The sequence below is a fragment of the Flavobacterium nackdongense genome (assembly GCF_004355225.1).
Taxonomy (GTDB): Bacteria; Bacteroidota; Bacteroidia; order Flavobacteriales; family Flavobacteriaceae; genus Flavobacterium; species Flavobacterium nackdongense.
The window spans coordinates 3,708,553-3,723,165 of record NZ_CP037933.1 but is presented as its reverse complement, the minus strand read 5'-3'; the positions used below and the strand labels follow the sequence as shown (position 1 = coordinate 3,723,165).

The 14,613-nt window shown below is 35.5% G+C and carries 10 protein-coding genes; 4 read left to right on the top strand and 6 right to left on the bottom strand.

The window, feature by feature from the left end; genetic code table 11:
* Positions 1–128: 128 nt before the first annotated feature.
* Both E1750_RS16065 and E1750_RS16060 read right to left on the bottom strand, forming a co-directional pair.
* On the bottom strand, positions 129–2,957 hold the full coding sequence (locus E1750_RS16065; RefSeq protein WP_317126129.1) for a gluzincin family metallopeptidase: 2,829 nt from the start codon (positions 2,955–2,957) through the stop codon (positions 129–131).
* Between the two features lie 41 nt (positions 2,958–2,998).
* Positions 2,999–3,727: an LOG family protein gene (locus tag E1750_RS16060; RefSeq protein ID WP_133277746.1), complete on the bottom strand. Its 729-nt coding sequence runs from the start codon at positions 3,725–3,727 to the stop codon at positions 2,999–3,001.
* A 715-nt stretch (positions 3,728–4,442) separates the two neighbouring features.
* On the opposite strand from E1750_RS16060, the gene E1750_RS16055 reads away from it, so the two are divergent.
* Positions 4,443–5,051 carry an ankyrin repeat domain-containing protein gene (locus tag E1750_RS16055; protein WP_133277745.1) on the top strand — a complete coding sequence of 203 codons (609 nt, stop codon included), beginning with the start codon at positions 4,443–4,445 and terminating at the stop codon, positions 5,049–5,051.
* 101 nt (positions 5,052–5,152) lie between these two features.
* On the opposite strand, the gene uvrA (E1750_RS16050) is transcribed toward E1750_RS16055, so the two are convergent.
* Positions 5,153–7,990, bottom strand: coding sequence for an excinuclease ABC subunit UvrA (uvrA, locus tag E1750_RS16050; RefSeq protein ID WP_133277744.1), 2,838 nt, complete (start codon positions 7,988–7,990; stop codon positions 5,153–5,155).
* Positions 7,991–8,118: 128 nt separating this feature from the next.
* Here uvrA (E1750_RS16050) and E1750_RS16045 point away from each other — a divergent pair, with 128 nt between their 5' ends.
* The 3 genes from E1750_RS16045 to E1750_RS16035 are packed head-to-tail and all read left to right on the top strand — an operon-like array spanning position 8,119 to position 9,769.
* On the top strand, positions 8,119–8,580 hold the full coding sequence (locus E1750_RS16045) for a helix-turn-helix transcriptional regulator (protein ID WP_133277743.1): 462 nt from the start codon (positions 8,119–8,121) through the stop codon (positions 8,578–8,580).
* 6 nt (positions 8,581–8,586) lie between these two features.
* The gene (locus E1750_RS16040) at positions 8,587–9,228 is read left to right on the top strand and encodes a nucleotidyl transferase AbiEii/AbiGii toxin family protein (protein WP_227873910.1); all 642 of its coding nucleotides are present in this window, start codon (positions 8,587–8,589) and stop codon (positions 9,226–9,228) included.
* A 19-nt stretch (positions 9,229–9,247) separates the two neighbouring features.
* Positions 9,248–9,769: a hypothetical protein gene (locus E1750_RS16035; protein WP_133277742.1), complete on the top strand. Its 522-nt coding sequence runs from the start codon at positions 9,248–9,250 to the stop codon at positions 9,767–9,769.
* Positions 9,770–9,840: 71 nt separating this feature from the next.
* On the opposite strand, the gene E1750_RS16030 is transcribed toward E1750_RS16035, so the two are convergent.
* The 3 genes from E1750_RS16030 to uvrA (E1750_RS16020) form a co-directional block, all read right to left on the bottom strand.
* Entirely contained in the window at positions 9,841–10,800 is a 960-nt protein-coding gene (locus E1750_RS16030) for a Fic family protein (RefSeq protein WP_133277741.1), read from the bottom strand.
* Between the two features lie 56 nt (positions 10,801–10,856).
* Complete coding sequence (locus E1750_RS16025; protein WP_133277740.1) at positions 10,857–11,396, bottom strand: hypothetical protein; 540 nt, start codon at positions 11,394–11,396, stop codon at positions 10,857–10,859.
* Between the two features lie 128 nt (positions 11,397–11,524).
* A complete protein-coding gene (gene uvrA, locus E1750_RS16020; RefSeq protein ID WP_133277739.1) occupies positions 11,525–14,323 on the bottom strand; it encodes an excinuclease ABC subunit UvrA in 2,799 nt (932 codons plus the stop codon).
* Positions 14,324–14,613 lie beyond the last annotated feature (290 nt).

Below are 14,613 nucleotides of genomic sequence, written 5' to 3'. Positions count from 1 at the left end.
GAAATAGAATTAAATTTTTTATAAATTAAATTATGATTTTTTAATTTTTGTTGTAAAATGTATATTTTTAAATCGATTTCTTTATTAATACTGCAATTAGTCAGCAGACTTTAGACAGTGATTTTCAGCTAAAACCATTTTCTTGTAAAGAGTTGAATGAATTTATCTGGATTGAGAGTGATGACAAATCTTATTTTTTCGTTATAATGAGGTTGTGAAATTTCCCATCCCTTGCTGGAATATATCGGAAAAAATAATTCGAAGTAATCTGTCAAGAGATTGAATCGGATACCCGTGTCAAATAGAAATTTTTCCTTTTGATTGCTGTTCTTAACAAAACCAATATCTCCATAGGCTTCGATCCAATTCCAAATCGAATAACTCCCGTTGAGTGTTGTTATCCATTGATTGCCGTAGGCCGGTTCAAGTTTTGATTTGAAACCGCCTTCAGCTAATATAAATTCTTGACTGACGAGTCCCGTCTCCGAGGATCTGCCCAAATAAGCATAATCAAAAAGGTAATCGGTGGGTCGGTCTAAAGCAAAACTATAAAAATCCGAATTGCTTTTGTTATATGTAAATGCTCCTGCATACATCCGCAGATTGAGTTGGCGGTTGTCCTCGAACAATTTTCGATATTGTATTTCAGTTGAAATTTTACCAAATTCACCCGAAAACTGAACGTCCCCAACGAAGCTAATATGATTCGTCAATTCAGTTCTGGTGTTGATGTATTTTAAATCGAAAACTGAATAATCTTGCAGCGAACTATCAATAACAATATCACTTTTTTCGCGATTGATAATGACTTGGCGCATCAGCAAAAATTGCTTGCGGTTATCTCGATAATCTTCGCTTCGGATTTGCATTAAAACCATTGGATTTATTTTCAAATAACTGGCATCTGGCGCATAATGAAAATAATTAGCACTAACGGAATATCGGACATTAAAGAACGTACTATTTCTATAATCCTTGTTAATCATAAAAATGGCGGAACCGGTCAATGATTCGGATTTTATCGAATAGGTCGGATTGATATCATAGACAAAAGGACGATTTAAAATGGCTCTATTATGAAATCGTACTCCTGGCGAAAGGCCATCATAAACATTGTAGGTTAAAATCGGCGCATAAATAATTTGGTTGTAGTAAGGATCTTCTAAATCTTTAATAAAAGCAAATTTCACCGGGCGATTATTAGGGTAAAAGCCTTCTAATTTCTTCCAATTATTTCGCAAATTAAATTCCGGAACTTCATTTTTATAATTGATAACAATTTTGTTTGCCTGTTTTCGCTCCAAGGTATAAATACTGTCGTTCAATTTGGGTTCTATCCATTTCTTGAAGACGATGCTGTCATTTTTCAAGCCATAAACCGAAATGGGTACCGCAATTTTAGTTTTATTTTTCAAAGAAAATGAAATGCTGTCAGTCGTTTTCGAAACATTGGCAAATTTATAATCAATAATTTCTCTGGAGTTGATAATCGTTTTAAAAAACCAATCAATGTCTTTTTTTGTATTCGATTTCAAAAGGGTTTCAAAATCATTTTGGGCACCCATTTTTTCGGCATTCAGCGCATTAAATTGACGAATACTAGTAGAAACTGAGTTATTCCCCAAATAGTTATCCAAATAAATTAAACTCAAACCCGCCCTATATTTACTTGCTATCTGTTCGTTGAATTTAATCAAAGTGTTTTTAGAGTTTCCTAGTGGTTGATCCAAATTTTTTCGAGCCATTAGCAAATAAAAATAGCTGTATTGCTCATTGAATTCTAAATTTAAAAGATGAAAGCCTTTGAATAATTTAAAATCCGAAATACGACCCGTCATTTTGCAATCTGGATAATATTCCTCGATGTAGCGCATCATGGTATAAACCTGAATCCCATCATAAATCCAATTGTCTTTTCTCGGGTCTAACTTCAAATTATTTTTTAAATAATTATTCAAATAGGTTTTCAAAAATTTAATTTCAAAAAGAAAATCATCCGGAAAAGGAACCAAAAAAGTCGGCATCTGGTTCAATCCATAAAACGGATTACGGTCATAATCGGCTTGCGCCACGGTGATTTTTTCGGTATGAGGTTTTCCGATTAAGTCACTGGTAAAGGTGACGATGCGGTCGATAGCAATCGCTTTCTGAATTTCGTCCGCTTTATAGCCTCTTAAATTGGTCAAAACTTCCACCGTATTATTTTTGAAACTACGAAAACTAGTATCGGGCTCGACAAAAACACTGAAGTCAGTTCTGGTATTTCCTTGGAGTTTGTGAATGGTAAAACGGTCAGTCTGCGTAGTAGAGATTTCGTTTAAATCGCTTGTTAATTGGATGTTTTTTGGGATTCGCACTAAAACATCAAAATTTGAAACGGCATTGGTAATATCGTCTAAATTTAAATTGTTGTACCTTATAAAGGAATGATTCTCATAGCGCGCAGCGGCTAGAAACCAGTTTTTTAGGTACATTCCACCCCGCTCGGAGTAGCCATAATTGGTGAATTTATCGCTAGGAACTTTTACAATGTAATCCAAATGCAATACTATTTTTTCATTTGGAGCCAGCTTTTGCTTTAATTTCACAACAATCAAATCCGGATTTCTTTCAGTTCTTTCCCAAGAAAGAGGAACAGCAGCATTGTTAGTGATGTTTTTTATTTGAGTGCTCCCCCGCTCTTTATCGGCGGCCAAATGAAATCCTCTGTAAAATTCGTCCGAAAAACGCTTTCCCAAAGGTGAAGTTTTCGTTGAGTAGGCATTGTTCCAATCATTCAAAACAATCGAAGTCAAGCTGTCCTCAGATTGATTAAAATATTCAATCTCCTGAAGTACGGTCAGCGTTTTATGGTCTATATTGACTTCTACATCAATTAGAGAATGATGTTGCCCATACTGTTTCGTTGAGCCAAAGAAAACTAAAAGTAGTAAGAGGTATTTTGGAATTGATTTCAAAGGTAGACCATCTAGTTGTGAACTTATTTATAGAAAACGGTTTAGAAGTTAGGAGATAAATCGTATTTTTTGTAAAATTTATCCAGAACATCTAGGACTTCATCTTCCGTATCGACAATTTTAAACAAGTCTAGGTCTTCAGGATTAATGGTATGTTCTTGTTCCAGTAAAACCGTCTTAATCCAATCGATCAATCCGGACCAAAAAGCACTTCCCACTAAAATAATCGGAAATTTACCAATTTTTTTGGTTTGAATTAAAGTCAAGGCTTCAAACATTTCGTCCAAGGTTCCAAATCCACCAGGCATAACCACAAACCCCTGTGAATATTTGACAAACATCACTTTTCGAACAAAAAAATAATCGAAATTCAGGTTTTTATCACTATCAATAAAGGGGTTAAAATGTTGTTCAAACGGCAATTCGATATTCAAGCCCACCGAAGTGCCTCCGCCGTAGTGCGCTCCTTTATTTCCCGCTTCCATAATGCCAGGACCGCCACCTGTTATGATGCCATAGCCAGCTTTGCTGATTTTGTACGCAATTTTTTCAGCCAAAAGATAATATTGATTATTGGGTTTAGTTCTAGCTGAACCAAATATGGTCACACAAGGTCCAATCCGAGCCATCGATTCATAACCATTGACAAACTCAGACATAATTTTGAAAATTCCCCAACTGTCATTGGTACGAATCTCATTCCAAGTTTTTCTTTTCAGTTTATCCTGAATGGCTTTTTCTTCATCGTTACCAAAATCTTCTAATTTCATAATCTTTATTTTTAAACTTTTACAATTGTCATCTGATCTACCGTCTAAAAACTGACTTGATCCTCCTCAAGAAAGCTTCAATTTAGACTTCAGTGCTAAAGTAATTCTTTTTTGAAAAAATGCGAAGCAATACTTTTTATAATTTTTATAATGTCGCCAAAAGATTTCTACTGAGGATGACTAAAACTGATTTCTAGGCAATACTTTGGTGTTTTGAGGGTATTGTATTTAATAAATTTGACCGTAGCACTATTCCAATTTTAATACTTGACCAACAATAATTAACTTCATTTCCAAAAAAAATTCATTTTATTATTGAATTATTAGTAAATCAGGTTTTATAAAAACATTTTTTACTAAAAACACCACTAATTAACATAAACACATTATTTAATTCAATTAGATACACCGCTATAGAATGATTACTTTCTAAAAATAAGCAATCGAATGCGTAATGAATAAAAATTGATTTTAAGAAGAAATATTTCCTATTTTTCTTGGAATATCGTCTTTATAAATTGTACATTTGATAAATAAATGGCAATATTGACTGTCTGTTTTATGATATATTTAAAATTAATCATTTTTATTGATATTTTAATAATAAGGCAAGCAAATTAAGTCAATCAGATGCAGACCGTTCTTAAACCTAATTTACTCACAAACAATCTTAAAAACAAAAACAACAATAATTAACAATTTAAATCTAATTACAATGAAAAATTTTATCATTTATTTAGGAATTACCTTATTTGCATTTTCTACTATTTCCGTTGCTTCCAATACTACCGTTAGTGGAAATCAAAAAAAACTAAATGTATTTTCCGAAACTCCATCTATTTTAGCCGTTGCCATTAGCAAAGGGGAAATAGAAACAGTGAAGCAAATTATAGAAAGTGGCACGAAAGTGAATAAGAAAATAAACGGACTAACCCCCCTGATGTATGCTGCGCGCTATAACAAAGTAGAAATTATTGAATACTTATTGCTAAAAGGTGCCGATCGTGACATTAAAGATGGCCAAGGATTTACTGCTCTGAAATATGCAGAATTGTCTAATGCTTACGATGCAATCGCCGTTTTGAAAACAGCAGCAGTCAACCAACAATTGAAAATTACATCAATTGATGACTCTGGTTTTCTATATCCTGAACCAATTTTAGTCACAAAACCAAGCAAAACAATTGAAAAAATAATTGCAGAGGAAGAACAAATAATCGAAAGTGCCGGTTTCAATGAATTTCTGCCACTAAATTTTGCAGAAATCAATAAAAAATCATCGGTAAAAAACAATAGTAATGCGCTAGATGTCGTAACCTTGTAACTTTTTGCTTTACACAAAAACTATAGAAAAAGACTTCGCTAAAGTCTATTTCATCATCAAAAAAGCATCATTATAGTTAGATAATGATGCTTTTTTTGATGCTAAAACTGAACCAACTCCTTCTTTAAAAACTGAGCGGTATAACTTTTTTTGTTTTTGGTAACTTCTTCCGGAGTTCCTTTGGCAACTACTTCACCACCACCTTTTCCACCTTCAGGACCAATGTCGATGATGTAATCGGCTAGTTTGATTACGTCCATATTGTGCTCGATAATTAAGATGGTATTGCCTTTATCGACCAATTTATTAATCACTTCCATCAACACCCGAATATCTTCAAAATGCAATCCAGTTGTAGGTTCATCGAGAATATAAAACGTATTTCCGGTATCTTTTTTAGATAATTCTCCCGCTAGTTTGATGCGCTGTGCTTCGCCTCCCGAAAGTGTGGTACTTTGTTGACCCAATGTAATATATCCCAAACCAACATCTTGTAAGGTTTTGACTTTTCGATAAATCTTCGGAATGTTTTCAAAGAAAGGAACGGCTTCGTCAATCGTCATATTCAACACATCCGAAATGGATTTTCCTTTATAGCGAATCTCCAAAGTTTCTCTGTTGAAACGCTTTCCTTGACAGCTTTCACATTCTACATAAACATCGGGCAAAAAGTTCATTTCTATCGTTCGAACTCCAGAACCTTCGCAGGTTTCGCAACGTCCACCTTTCACATTAAAACTAAAACGTCCTGCTTTGTAACCCCGAATCATACTCTCGGAAGTCATCGTAAACAGATTTCTAATTTCGGTAAAAACCTCAGTATAGGTCGCAGGATTTGAGCGTGGCGTTCTTCCAATAGGGCTTTGGTCTATATCAATCACTTTATCAATATGTTCCAAACCTTCAATTTTTTTGTACGGTTTCGGTTTTTTGACACCATTAAAATAATAAGCGTTTAAAATCGGGTAAAGGGTTTCATTAATCAATGTCGATTTTCCGCTGCCCGAAACTCCAGTTACGCAAATCATTTTGCCCAAAGGCAATTCTACCGCAACATTTTTCAAGTTATTTCCAGTGGCACCCGTCAGTTTCAGGAAATTCCCATTGCCTTCACGGCGTTTTTTTGGAATTTCTAATTTCATTTTACCATTCAAATATTGAGCCGTAATGGTATTTGATTGTAGTGTTTCTGCTGGAGTTCCAATGCTAATAATTTCGCCACCATATTTCCCCGCTTTTGGACCAATATCGATCACATAATCGGCCTGCTCAATCATATCTTTATCGTGCTCCACGACGATTACCGAGTTGCCAATGTCGCGCAATTGCTCTAAGGAATGAATCAATTTAGCATTGTCTCTTTGGTGTAATCCAATGCTTGGCTCGTCCAAAATATACAAAACACCCACCAATTGAGAGCCAATTTGTGTCGCCAATCGGATGCGCTGTGCCTCGCCGCCCGAAAGCGATTTGGAACTTCGGCTTAAAGCCAAATAATCCAAACCAACATTCATCAAAAAGTTTAATCGATCCTTGATTTCTTTGATTACTTCGGTCGCGATGATTTTTTGTTTGTCGGATAAATGATTGTCCAAATCCAGAAACCAAGCGGTCACATCGGAAATATCCATAGTACACAATTCCGATAAATTTTTGTCTTTTATTTTGAAAAACAAAGCTTCTTTTTTCAATCGGGAACCATCGCAAACAGGACAATTCACTTCGTCCATAAATTCCTTTGCCCAGCGTTTGATCGAAGTAGATCCGCTTTCGTCATATTGGTTTTTGATGAAATGTGCGATTCCTTCAAACTCAATTTTATATTCTTTGGTTACGCCTAAAACTTTCGATTCGACAGAGAATTTTTCTTTGCCGCCATTCAAAATCATTTCCATTGCTTCTTCGGAAATCGTCGAAATGGAGTCGGTCAATTTGAAACCAAATTTCTCGCCAATGATTTCCAATTGCTTGAACATCCAACTGCTTTTATATTCGCCCAAAGGAGCAAAACCACCTTTGTTTATGGAAAGTTTAGGATTAGGAATTATCTTTTTGATATTGATTTCATTTACCGTTCCCAAGCCTTTGCAATGGTCGCAAGCCCCTTTTGGGGAATTAAAGGAAAATAAATTAGGTTCCGGATTTTGATACGAAATACCCGTTGTTGGACACATTAAATTCCGACTAAAAAACCGAATTTCATTGGTATCTTGGTCTAAAATCATCAACACATTTTCGCCTTGATACATCGCGGTTTTAATGCTTTCGGTCAGGCGTTTTTTGTTGTCAGGCGTATCCTCAATCACCATTCTATCAATCACGATTTCGATGTCGTGGGTTTTGTACCGGTCGAGTTTCATTCCAGTGGTAATGTCTTTGATGTCGCCATTAATACGGACTTTCAAAAAGCCTTGTTTGGCAATTTGCTGGAATAATTCGGCATAATGACCTTTTCGGGCGCGAATGATTGGGGCTAGAATATTGATTCGTTTTCCGGCAAAATCTTGGGTAATCAATTCTTTGATTTGCGCATCGTCGTAGGAAACCATTTTTTCTCCCGTGTTGTAACTGTAAGCATCAGCCGCACGAGCATACAACAAACGTAGGAAATCATAAATTTCGGTAATGGTGCCAACAGTTGAGCGCGGACTTTTACTCGTAGTTTTCTGTTCAATGGCGATAACAGGGGATAGTCCGTCAATTTTATCGACATCGGGACGTTCCAAGCCACCTAGAAATTGTCGGGCATAGGCCGAAAAAGTTTCTACGTAACGGCGTTGCCCTTCGGCATAAATGGTGTCGAAAGCCAAAGATGATTTTCCCGAACCCGAAAGTCCGGTTATGACCACGAGTTTTTCTCTTGGAATTTTAACGTCTATATTTTTTAGATTGTGCACTCTCGCACCCAATACTTCAATGTTGTTATCGTTTTCTAGCATAAATTTTGGCAAAAGAGCAAAGTTACAACAATTGAATTCGATTTGCTATAATAGCTCATTAAAGCGGGTAAGAATGTAGATTAATTTATTTCCTATATTATGTAAACAAAATTGTTTACATTTGTGATATGCAAACTACACTAGACATTATAAAGGGAGTGCATCCCGGAAAATTCTTGGAGCGAGAATTGTTGAAACGCAACATCAACAAAAGGCAATTTGCTATGGCTATTGGCGAACATCCTCAAACATTGGGCGCAATTATAAAAGGCAACCGCAGAATGAATGTAGAATTATCACTTAAAATAGAAGAAAAACTGCGCTTAGAAGAAGGTTTTTTGATGACACTACAAGTTTTCTATGATGTAAAACAAGCCAAGAAAAAAAATCAGCAGACACCCGATATTTCAAAATTAAGAAAAGGTTTATTTTGGGATACTACTTTCGATAAAATAGATTGGGAACAAATGAAAGTAGCCGTTGTTAAGCGTGTTTTTTCAAGAGGAACCGAAGAGGAGAAAGAGGAAATCAGCCGTTTTTATGGGAAAGAAGTTGTAGAGAAAATCAAATTATTGAAACATCAATTGTAGCATATTTTGAAAAATTTGCATTGGAATACGGTTTCACCTTTATTGCAAGAAATTCTGCTCGATTTGATGCGAGAAGAAATTTTTTCGTCTTTTCGACTCGTTGGAGGAACAGCTTTGAGCCTGCAAATTGGACATAGGATGTCGGTTGATATCGATTTATTTACAGATGCCGAATATCGTTCGATTGATTTTAAGAGCGTCAAAAAATTTCTTCAAAACAAATACACCTATTTTAATACAAGTTCGACTGATATTGTTGCGTTTGGAACTTATTTCGAAGTAGGCAATTCTAAAAACGATTTCGTAAAAATTGATTTATACTACACCGATGATTTTGTTTTTGAAGAATTGGTTGTGGACACAGTTCGAATGGCATCTCTTGAGGAAATTATTGCTATGAAACTCGATGTTGTTTTGCGTGGAGGAAGGAAAAAAGACTTTTGGGATTTGCATTATTTTTTAGAAAAAATAACCTTTAATGAAATGATTTCTTATTTTCAAAAACGTTATCCATACAATGATGATTTTAGTAAAATTAGACCAATGATTGTCGATTTTACAGCTGCCGATTTAGATTTTGAGCCCAATTGTCTGCTTTCTAAAAACTGGGAATTCATTAAAATGGATTTTATTGAAAAGATTTTGTAAACATTAAAAATAAATAAATATGAATATTTTAGGAATAGGCTCACGTCTCAAGCACCAGGATTTTGGACTTGGAGTGGTAACTAATGTAACTTCCAAACATTATTGGATTACTTTTATCGAAAGCGGATTGGAAACAATCGATATTGACAGCGATTTTGAAATTATAGAAGCTGTTGAAGGCGAAGTGGACTCCGTTAGCTTTTATGATGTCGAAAAATCTTTGAAAAAAATTCTAGAAAAATGGAGCGATGTTTCCCAAATTGTCCCCATTGCCGACAAATGGAAAGGCGGTAAAATAATTTTGGAGCCCGGTACAAACACGCAAAACAAAGAAGTTCCGATAGATACTTTTTTTCATAAAATCACGATGGTTCGTGATCGAATTCGTGTAATGGAACAAAAAATTAATGCAAGTACTCTTGAGGAAGCGGATAAAATCGATTTGCAACAGTACATCACCCGAATTTATGGAAGTTTGACCACTTTCAATGTCTTGTTCAAAAACTCGAACGACTATTTTGTGGGTGAGAAAAGCAAGTAAAAGAGTGTTCAGCCTGCCGGTCGGCAGACAGGTATGCGGTAGTTAGTGTTCAGTCGATTTCCAACTGAACACTAAAAAACTCTTTTTCTCTGTCTGTTTTCAATATAATCCTCAATGGCTTCTTTGGTAGTGTACCAATTTCGGCCTTCTTTGTAGGCGTCAATTTTGCCGGTACGCGCCAGTAAACTGATGTATTCTTGACCATAAGGACTATTTGGTTCACTCACAATATCCGAAATTTTTTGAAAATCAGTATTGCTGTCAGGCATCGCATTCAAATAAATATTAAGGCTGCGTTCCAAGGCTTGACACATCAAAAGCATTAGTTTTTGATAATTGCCATTATTGGCTTGATTGAGCGCTTCGTAGTATTTTTTTCGATCGTTTTTGAGGATAATGGCGGGCGGAAAACCACAACGCATCAATAATAAATTCATACTCAACCGAACCGTTCTTCCGTTACCGTCAAAAAAAGGATGGATCCAAACCAATTTATGATGAAAAATGGTTGCCAATTCAATATCGTTCAATTCCATAGGATTGGTATTGACAAAATCAATCAATTCATCCAACAAATCGGAAACTTTATTGGCGTTTGGGGGAACAAAATTAGCGCCTGAAATGCGAACACCACCGTTTCTAATTCGCCCTGCAAAATCTTCTTCAATAGAACGCAAGACTAAGCCGTGCAATGACAAAATATCAATACTTCGCAAAACATAATTATCGTTGATTATCGAAAATAAATAATCAATGGCTTTGTCGTGATTGTGTGCCTCGAAATGTTCTCGTAGTGATTTTCCTTTTATGGTAATGCCTTCCTGAAGTACCATTTGCGTTTCTCTTAAACTCAAAGTGTTTCCCTCGATACTATTCGAATTATAGGTCCATTCTATTGATAAACTTTCTCTGATTTTATTCAAAGCTATGTTTGGCAAAGGTCTGCTGGCTTGCAAATCTTGCTTTTTTTGGTACAATCGCTCAAAGGTTGATTGAAATTCTGTTCGATATCCTAAGTCTATTTTCGACATAATCCGACAAAGATACAAAAAATATCGGGTAATTTAATTTTTTATACTATCCGATATTAATTTTTTTTATTTGCAGGTAAATTTTTATTGTATTCAGCTTCAATTTGATTAATTTCTTTTACAAGACCTTTATTAATTAGCTGTTTCACCCCACCAGAAGGATAGTAATCATAGGGATAAGGATGTAATTCATAGAATAAAGTAACTTGTCTTTCGCCTTGAAATAAAATTACGGCGTAGCCTATAAATTTTTTAGATTTATCTATCTTTATAAATCGATAGGCAATGACTTTTGACTCATTCGAATAATTTCCCGCTTTAAGCTTTGCAATGAAGGCATTACTTACTTTATCAATTGTTATTAATCGGTGCAATTGATTAAGCTCTGGGGAATTCCTCCACGCTTCTTTCGAAGAAGATACCGAATTTTGAACATCAGTTAATACGTTATAATAATTAGATTCTTGAATTACATCTACTCTTTTAACTGTAAGTTTGTCATTTGAAATGTTTTTGATTATCGCTTTTTTATCGATTTTGTGTGTGCATGCCACTGCAATAAAGGTCAGTAAAACATAAAATATTTTTTTTATCATCGGTTTATTTCTGGTTTAATTAAAGGGTTCTGTATAGCGTTTTAAATGGTTTTTGGTTAGCTCAATAATACTAAAAAAAAGTTGAACTCAGACAAACTTTTTTAAACTTAAAAATTGATTCACAAACATTAAAGTTTTTCTTTCAAATACTTCGCTGTAACCGACTTTTTGTTTTTTATGACATCTTCAGGCGTTCCTTCGGCGAGTAATTGCCCTCCGTTTTCGCCACCTTCTGGTCCCAAGTCAATAATCCAGTCGGCACATTTTATTAAATCCAAATTGTGTTCAATGACCAATATGGAATGTCCTTTATCAATCAGCGCTTCAAATGAAGCCAAAAGTTTCTTGATGTCGTGAAAATGCAATCCTGTTGTAGGTTCATCAAATACAAAAAGTGCTTTTTCTTTTGTAGCACCTTTCACCAGAAATGAAGCCAGTTTGATACGTTGCGCCTCACCACCAGAAAGGGTTGATGATGATTGTCCCAACTGAACATAACCCAAACCGACATCTTGTAGAGGTTGCAATTTTTGAATTATCTTGGTTTGCTTGTTGGCTGTAAAAAAAGAAATCGAATCATCAACAGTCATCGTCAGAACATCGTGAATGTTCTTGCCTTCGAAAGTAACTTCTAAAACTTCTTTTTTGAATCGTTTGCCATTACAAGTTTCGCAATGCAATTGCACATCGGCCATAAAAACCATTTCAACATTGATGGTTCCTTCGCCTTTGCAGGTTTCACATCTTCCGCCATCTACGTTAAACGAAAAATGTTTGGCTTGATATCCGCGAATTTTTGACAGTTTTTCTTTGGCAAACAAATCCCGAATATCGTCATACGCTTTGATATAGGTAACAGGATTCGATCGAGAACTTCTTCCGATTGGGTTTTGATCGACGTACTCAATGTGCTGGATTTTGTGATAATAACCCCTCATTTCAGAGAATTGTCCTGCTTTATCGCCCACACCGTCCAACTTTTTCTGCATCGCTGGAAATAGAATTTTTTTGACCAAAGTACTTTTTCCACTTCCTGAAACTCCCGTAATAACCGTCAAACATTCTAAAGGAAATTTGACGTCTATGTTTTGTAAATTGTTCTCTCTTGCTCCAAGAATTTCAATGTAATTGCTCCATTTTCTGCGGATTCTAGGCGTTTTTATTTCCAGCTCGCCATTCAAATATTTGGCTGTAAGAGAAGTCGATTTCAAGATTTCGTCGAATGTTCCCTGAGCAACCAATTCGCCGCCAAAAGTTCCGGCTTCGGGTCCGATATCAATGATCATATCGGCGGCTTTCATAATATCTTCATCGTGCTCTACAACAATGACCGTATTTCCTAAATCACGTAAGGATTCCAAAACTTTAATCAATCGTTCGGTATCTTTTGGATGCAAACCGATGCTGGGTTCGTCTAAAATATACATCGAACCTACCAAACTACTTCCCAATGAAGTCGCCAAATTAATACGTTGTGATTCACCGCCCGAAAGTGTCGCCGAGTTTCTATTTAAAGTCAAATAATCCAATCCGACTTCGGTCAAAAACGACAATCTATTGTTGATTTCTACTAATAAGCGCTTGGCAATTTGATTTTCATACACATTCAAATCGATGTTTTTGAAAAAAGTAACCAAATGTTTAATTGGCAAATCAACCAAATCTGAAACGGTTTTGCCATTTATTTTTACGTAAGAAGCTTCTATCCTAAGTCGTTTTCCTTTGCAAGAGTGGCATTTGGTTTTGCCACGATAGCGCGAAAGCATCACCCGATTTTGGATTTTATAATTCTTTTCTTCCAATTCTTTGAAGAAAGCATTCAACCCTTGAAAAAATTTATTTCCTGTCCAAATTAATTCCTTTTGCGATTCAGAAAGTTCGAAAAAAGGTTTATGAATCGGGAAATCAAACTTGTAGGCACTATTAACCAATTCATCCCTAAACCAGCCCATACTCTCGCCACGCCAAGGATAAATGGCATTTTCAAAAATAGATAATGAAGTATTGGGAATGACCAATTCTTCGTCAATTCCGATAATATTTCCGTAGCCTTCGCAAACCGGACAAGCGCCATACGGATTATTAAAACTGAACAAATGAACGTTTGGTTCTAAAAAAGTAATCCCGTCGAGTTCGAAATTATTGCTGTACGAAAAGCGTTGGTGCGAATTTAATTCCTGTAAATAGCAGATGCCTTTGCCTTCGTAAAAAGCAGTTTGAACCGCATCGGCAAGTCGATTGTAAAATTCCTCCTCGGCTGAAGTTTCAGCATTGACCACGATTCGGTCTACAATAAGTAAAATATCTTTGTCATCTAGCGAATGTGCATCAAGTTCATCCAAACGAACGGTTTCATTATTGACTAATATTCTGGAAAATCCCTGATTGAGTAAGGCTTTCAGTTTGTCTTCTAATGCGCGACCGTGTTCCAAATGAATTGGAGCGAGCAGCAACCATCTGCTGTCGGTTTTGATGTTTTTAACCTCCGAAATAACATCTGAAACTGTATTTTTTTTGACTTCCTGTCCAGAAATAGGCGAAAACGTTCTACCAACTCTGGCAAACAATAATTTAATGTAGTCGTAAATTTCTGTTGAAGTTCCTACGGTAGAACGGGCATTGGTTGTGTTTACTTTTTGCTCGATGGCAATTGCGGGCGCAATTCCTTTGATGTATTCCACTTTTGGTTTGTCTAATCTTCCTAAGAATTGTCTTGCATACGAGGATAAACTTTCCACATAACGGCGCTGCCCTTCGGCATACAAAGTATCAAAGGCTAAACTGGATTTCCCGGAACCCGAAAGCCCAGTAATCACCACTAATTTATTTCTAGGAATGGCAACATCCACATTTTTGAGGTTGTGAACTTGAGCTCCTTTGATAATGATATTTTTCTTAGGATCTAATTTTGAAAGGTCAATTTGCATATAAAAGCCGAATTTTTACAAAAGTAATCAATTTTAAAATGAGAAATGGCATAGAACAAATCACAAAAAAGAAACTATTTGAGTTCGATTTTCCTACCGTTTTTGTTTGTTTCTGCACTTTATTTTTGCCTTAAAACAGCGGTTTCTCATCAGTCTAATTTTTTTGTGTTAATTTTTTTATATTTTTTTCTTGCATTTTAAGATAATTATTAGTTAAATTTGACCAATATATTAACACGAACAAACCCTTAGCCTATACAAAGAATTACTTTTTAGAAAAATTGCTCCAA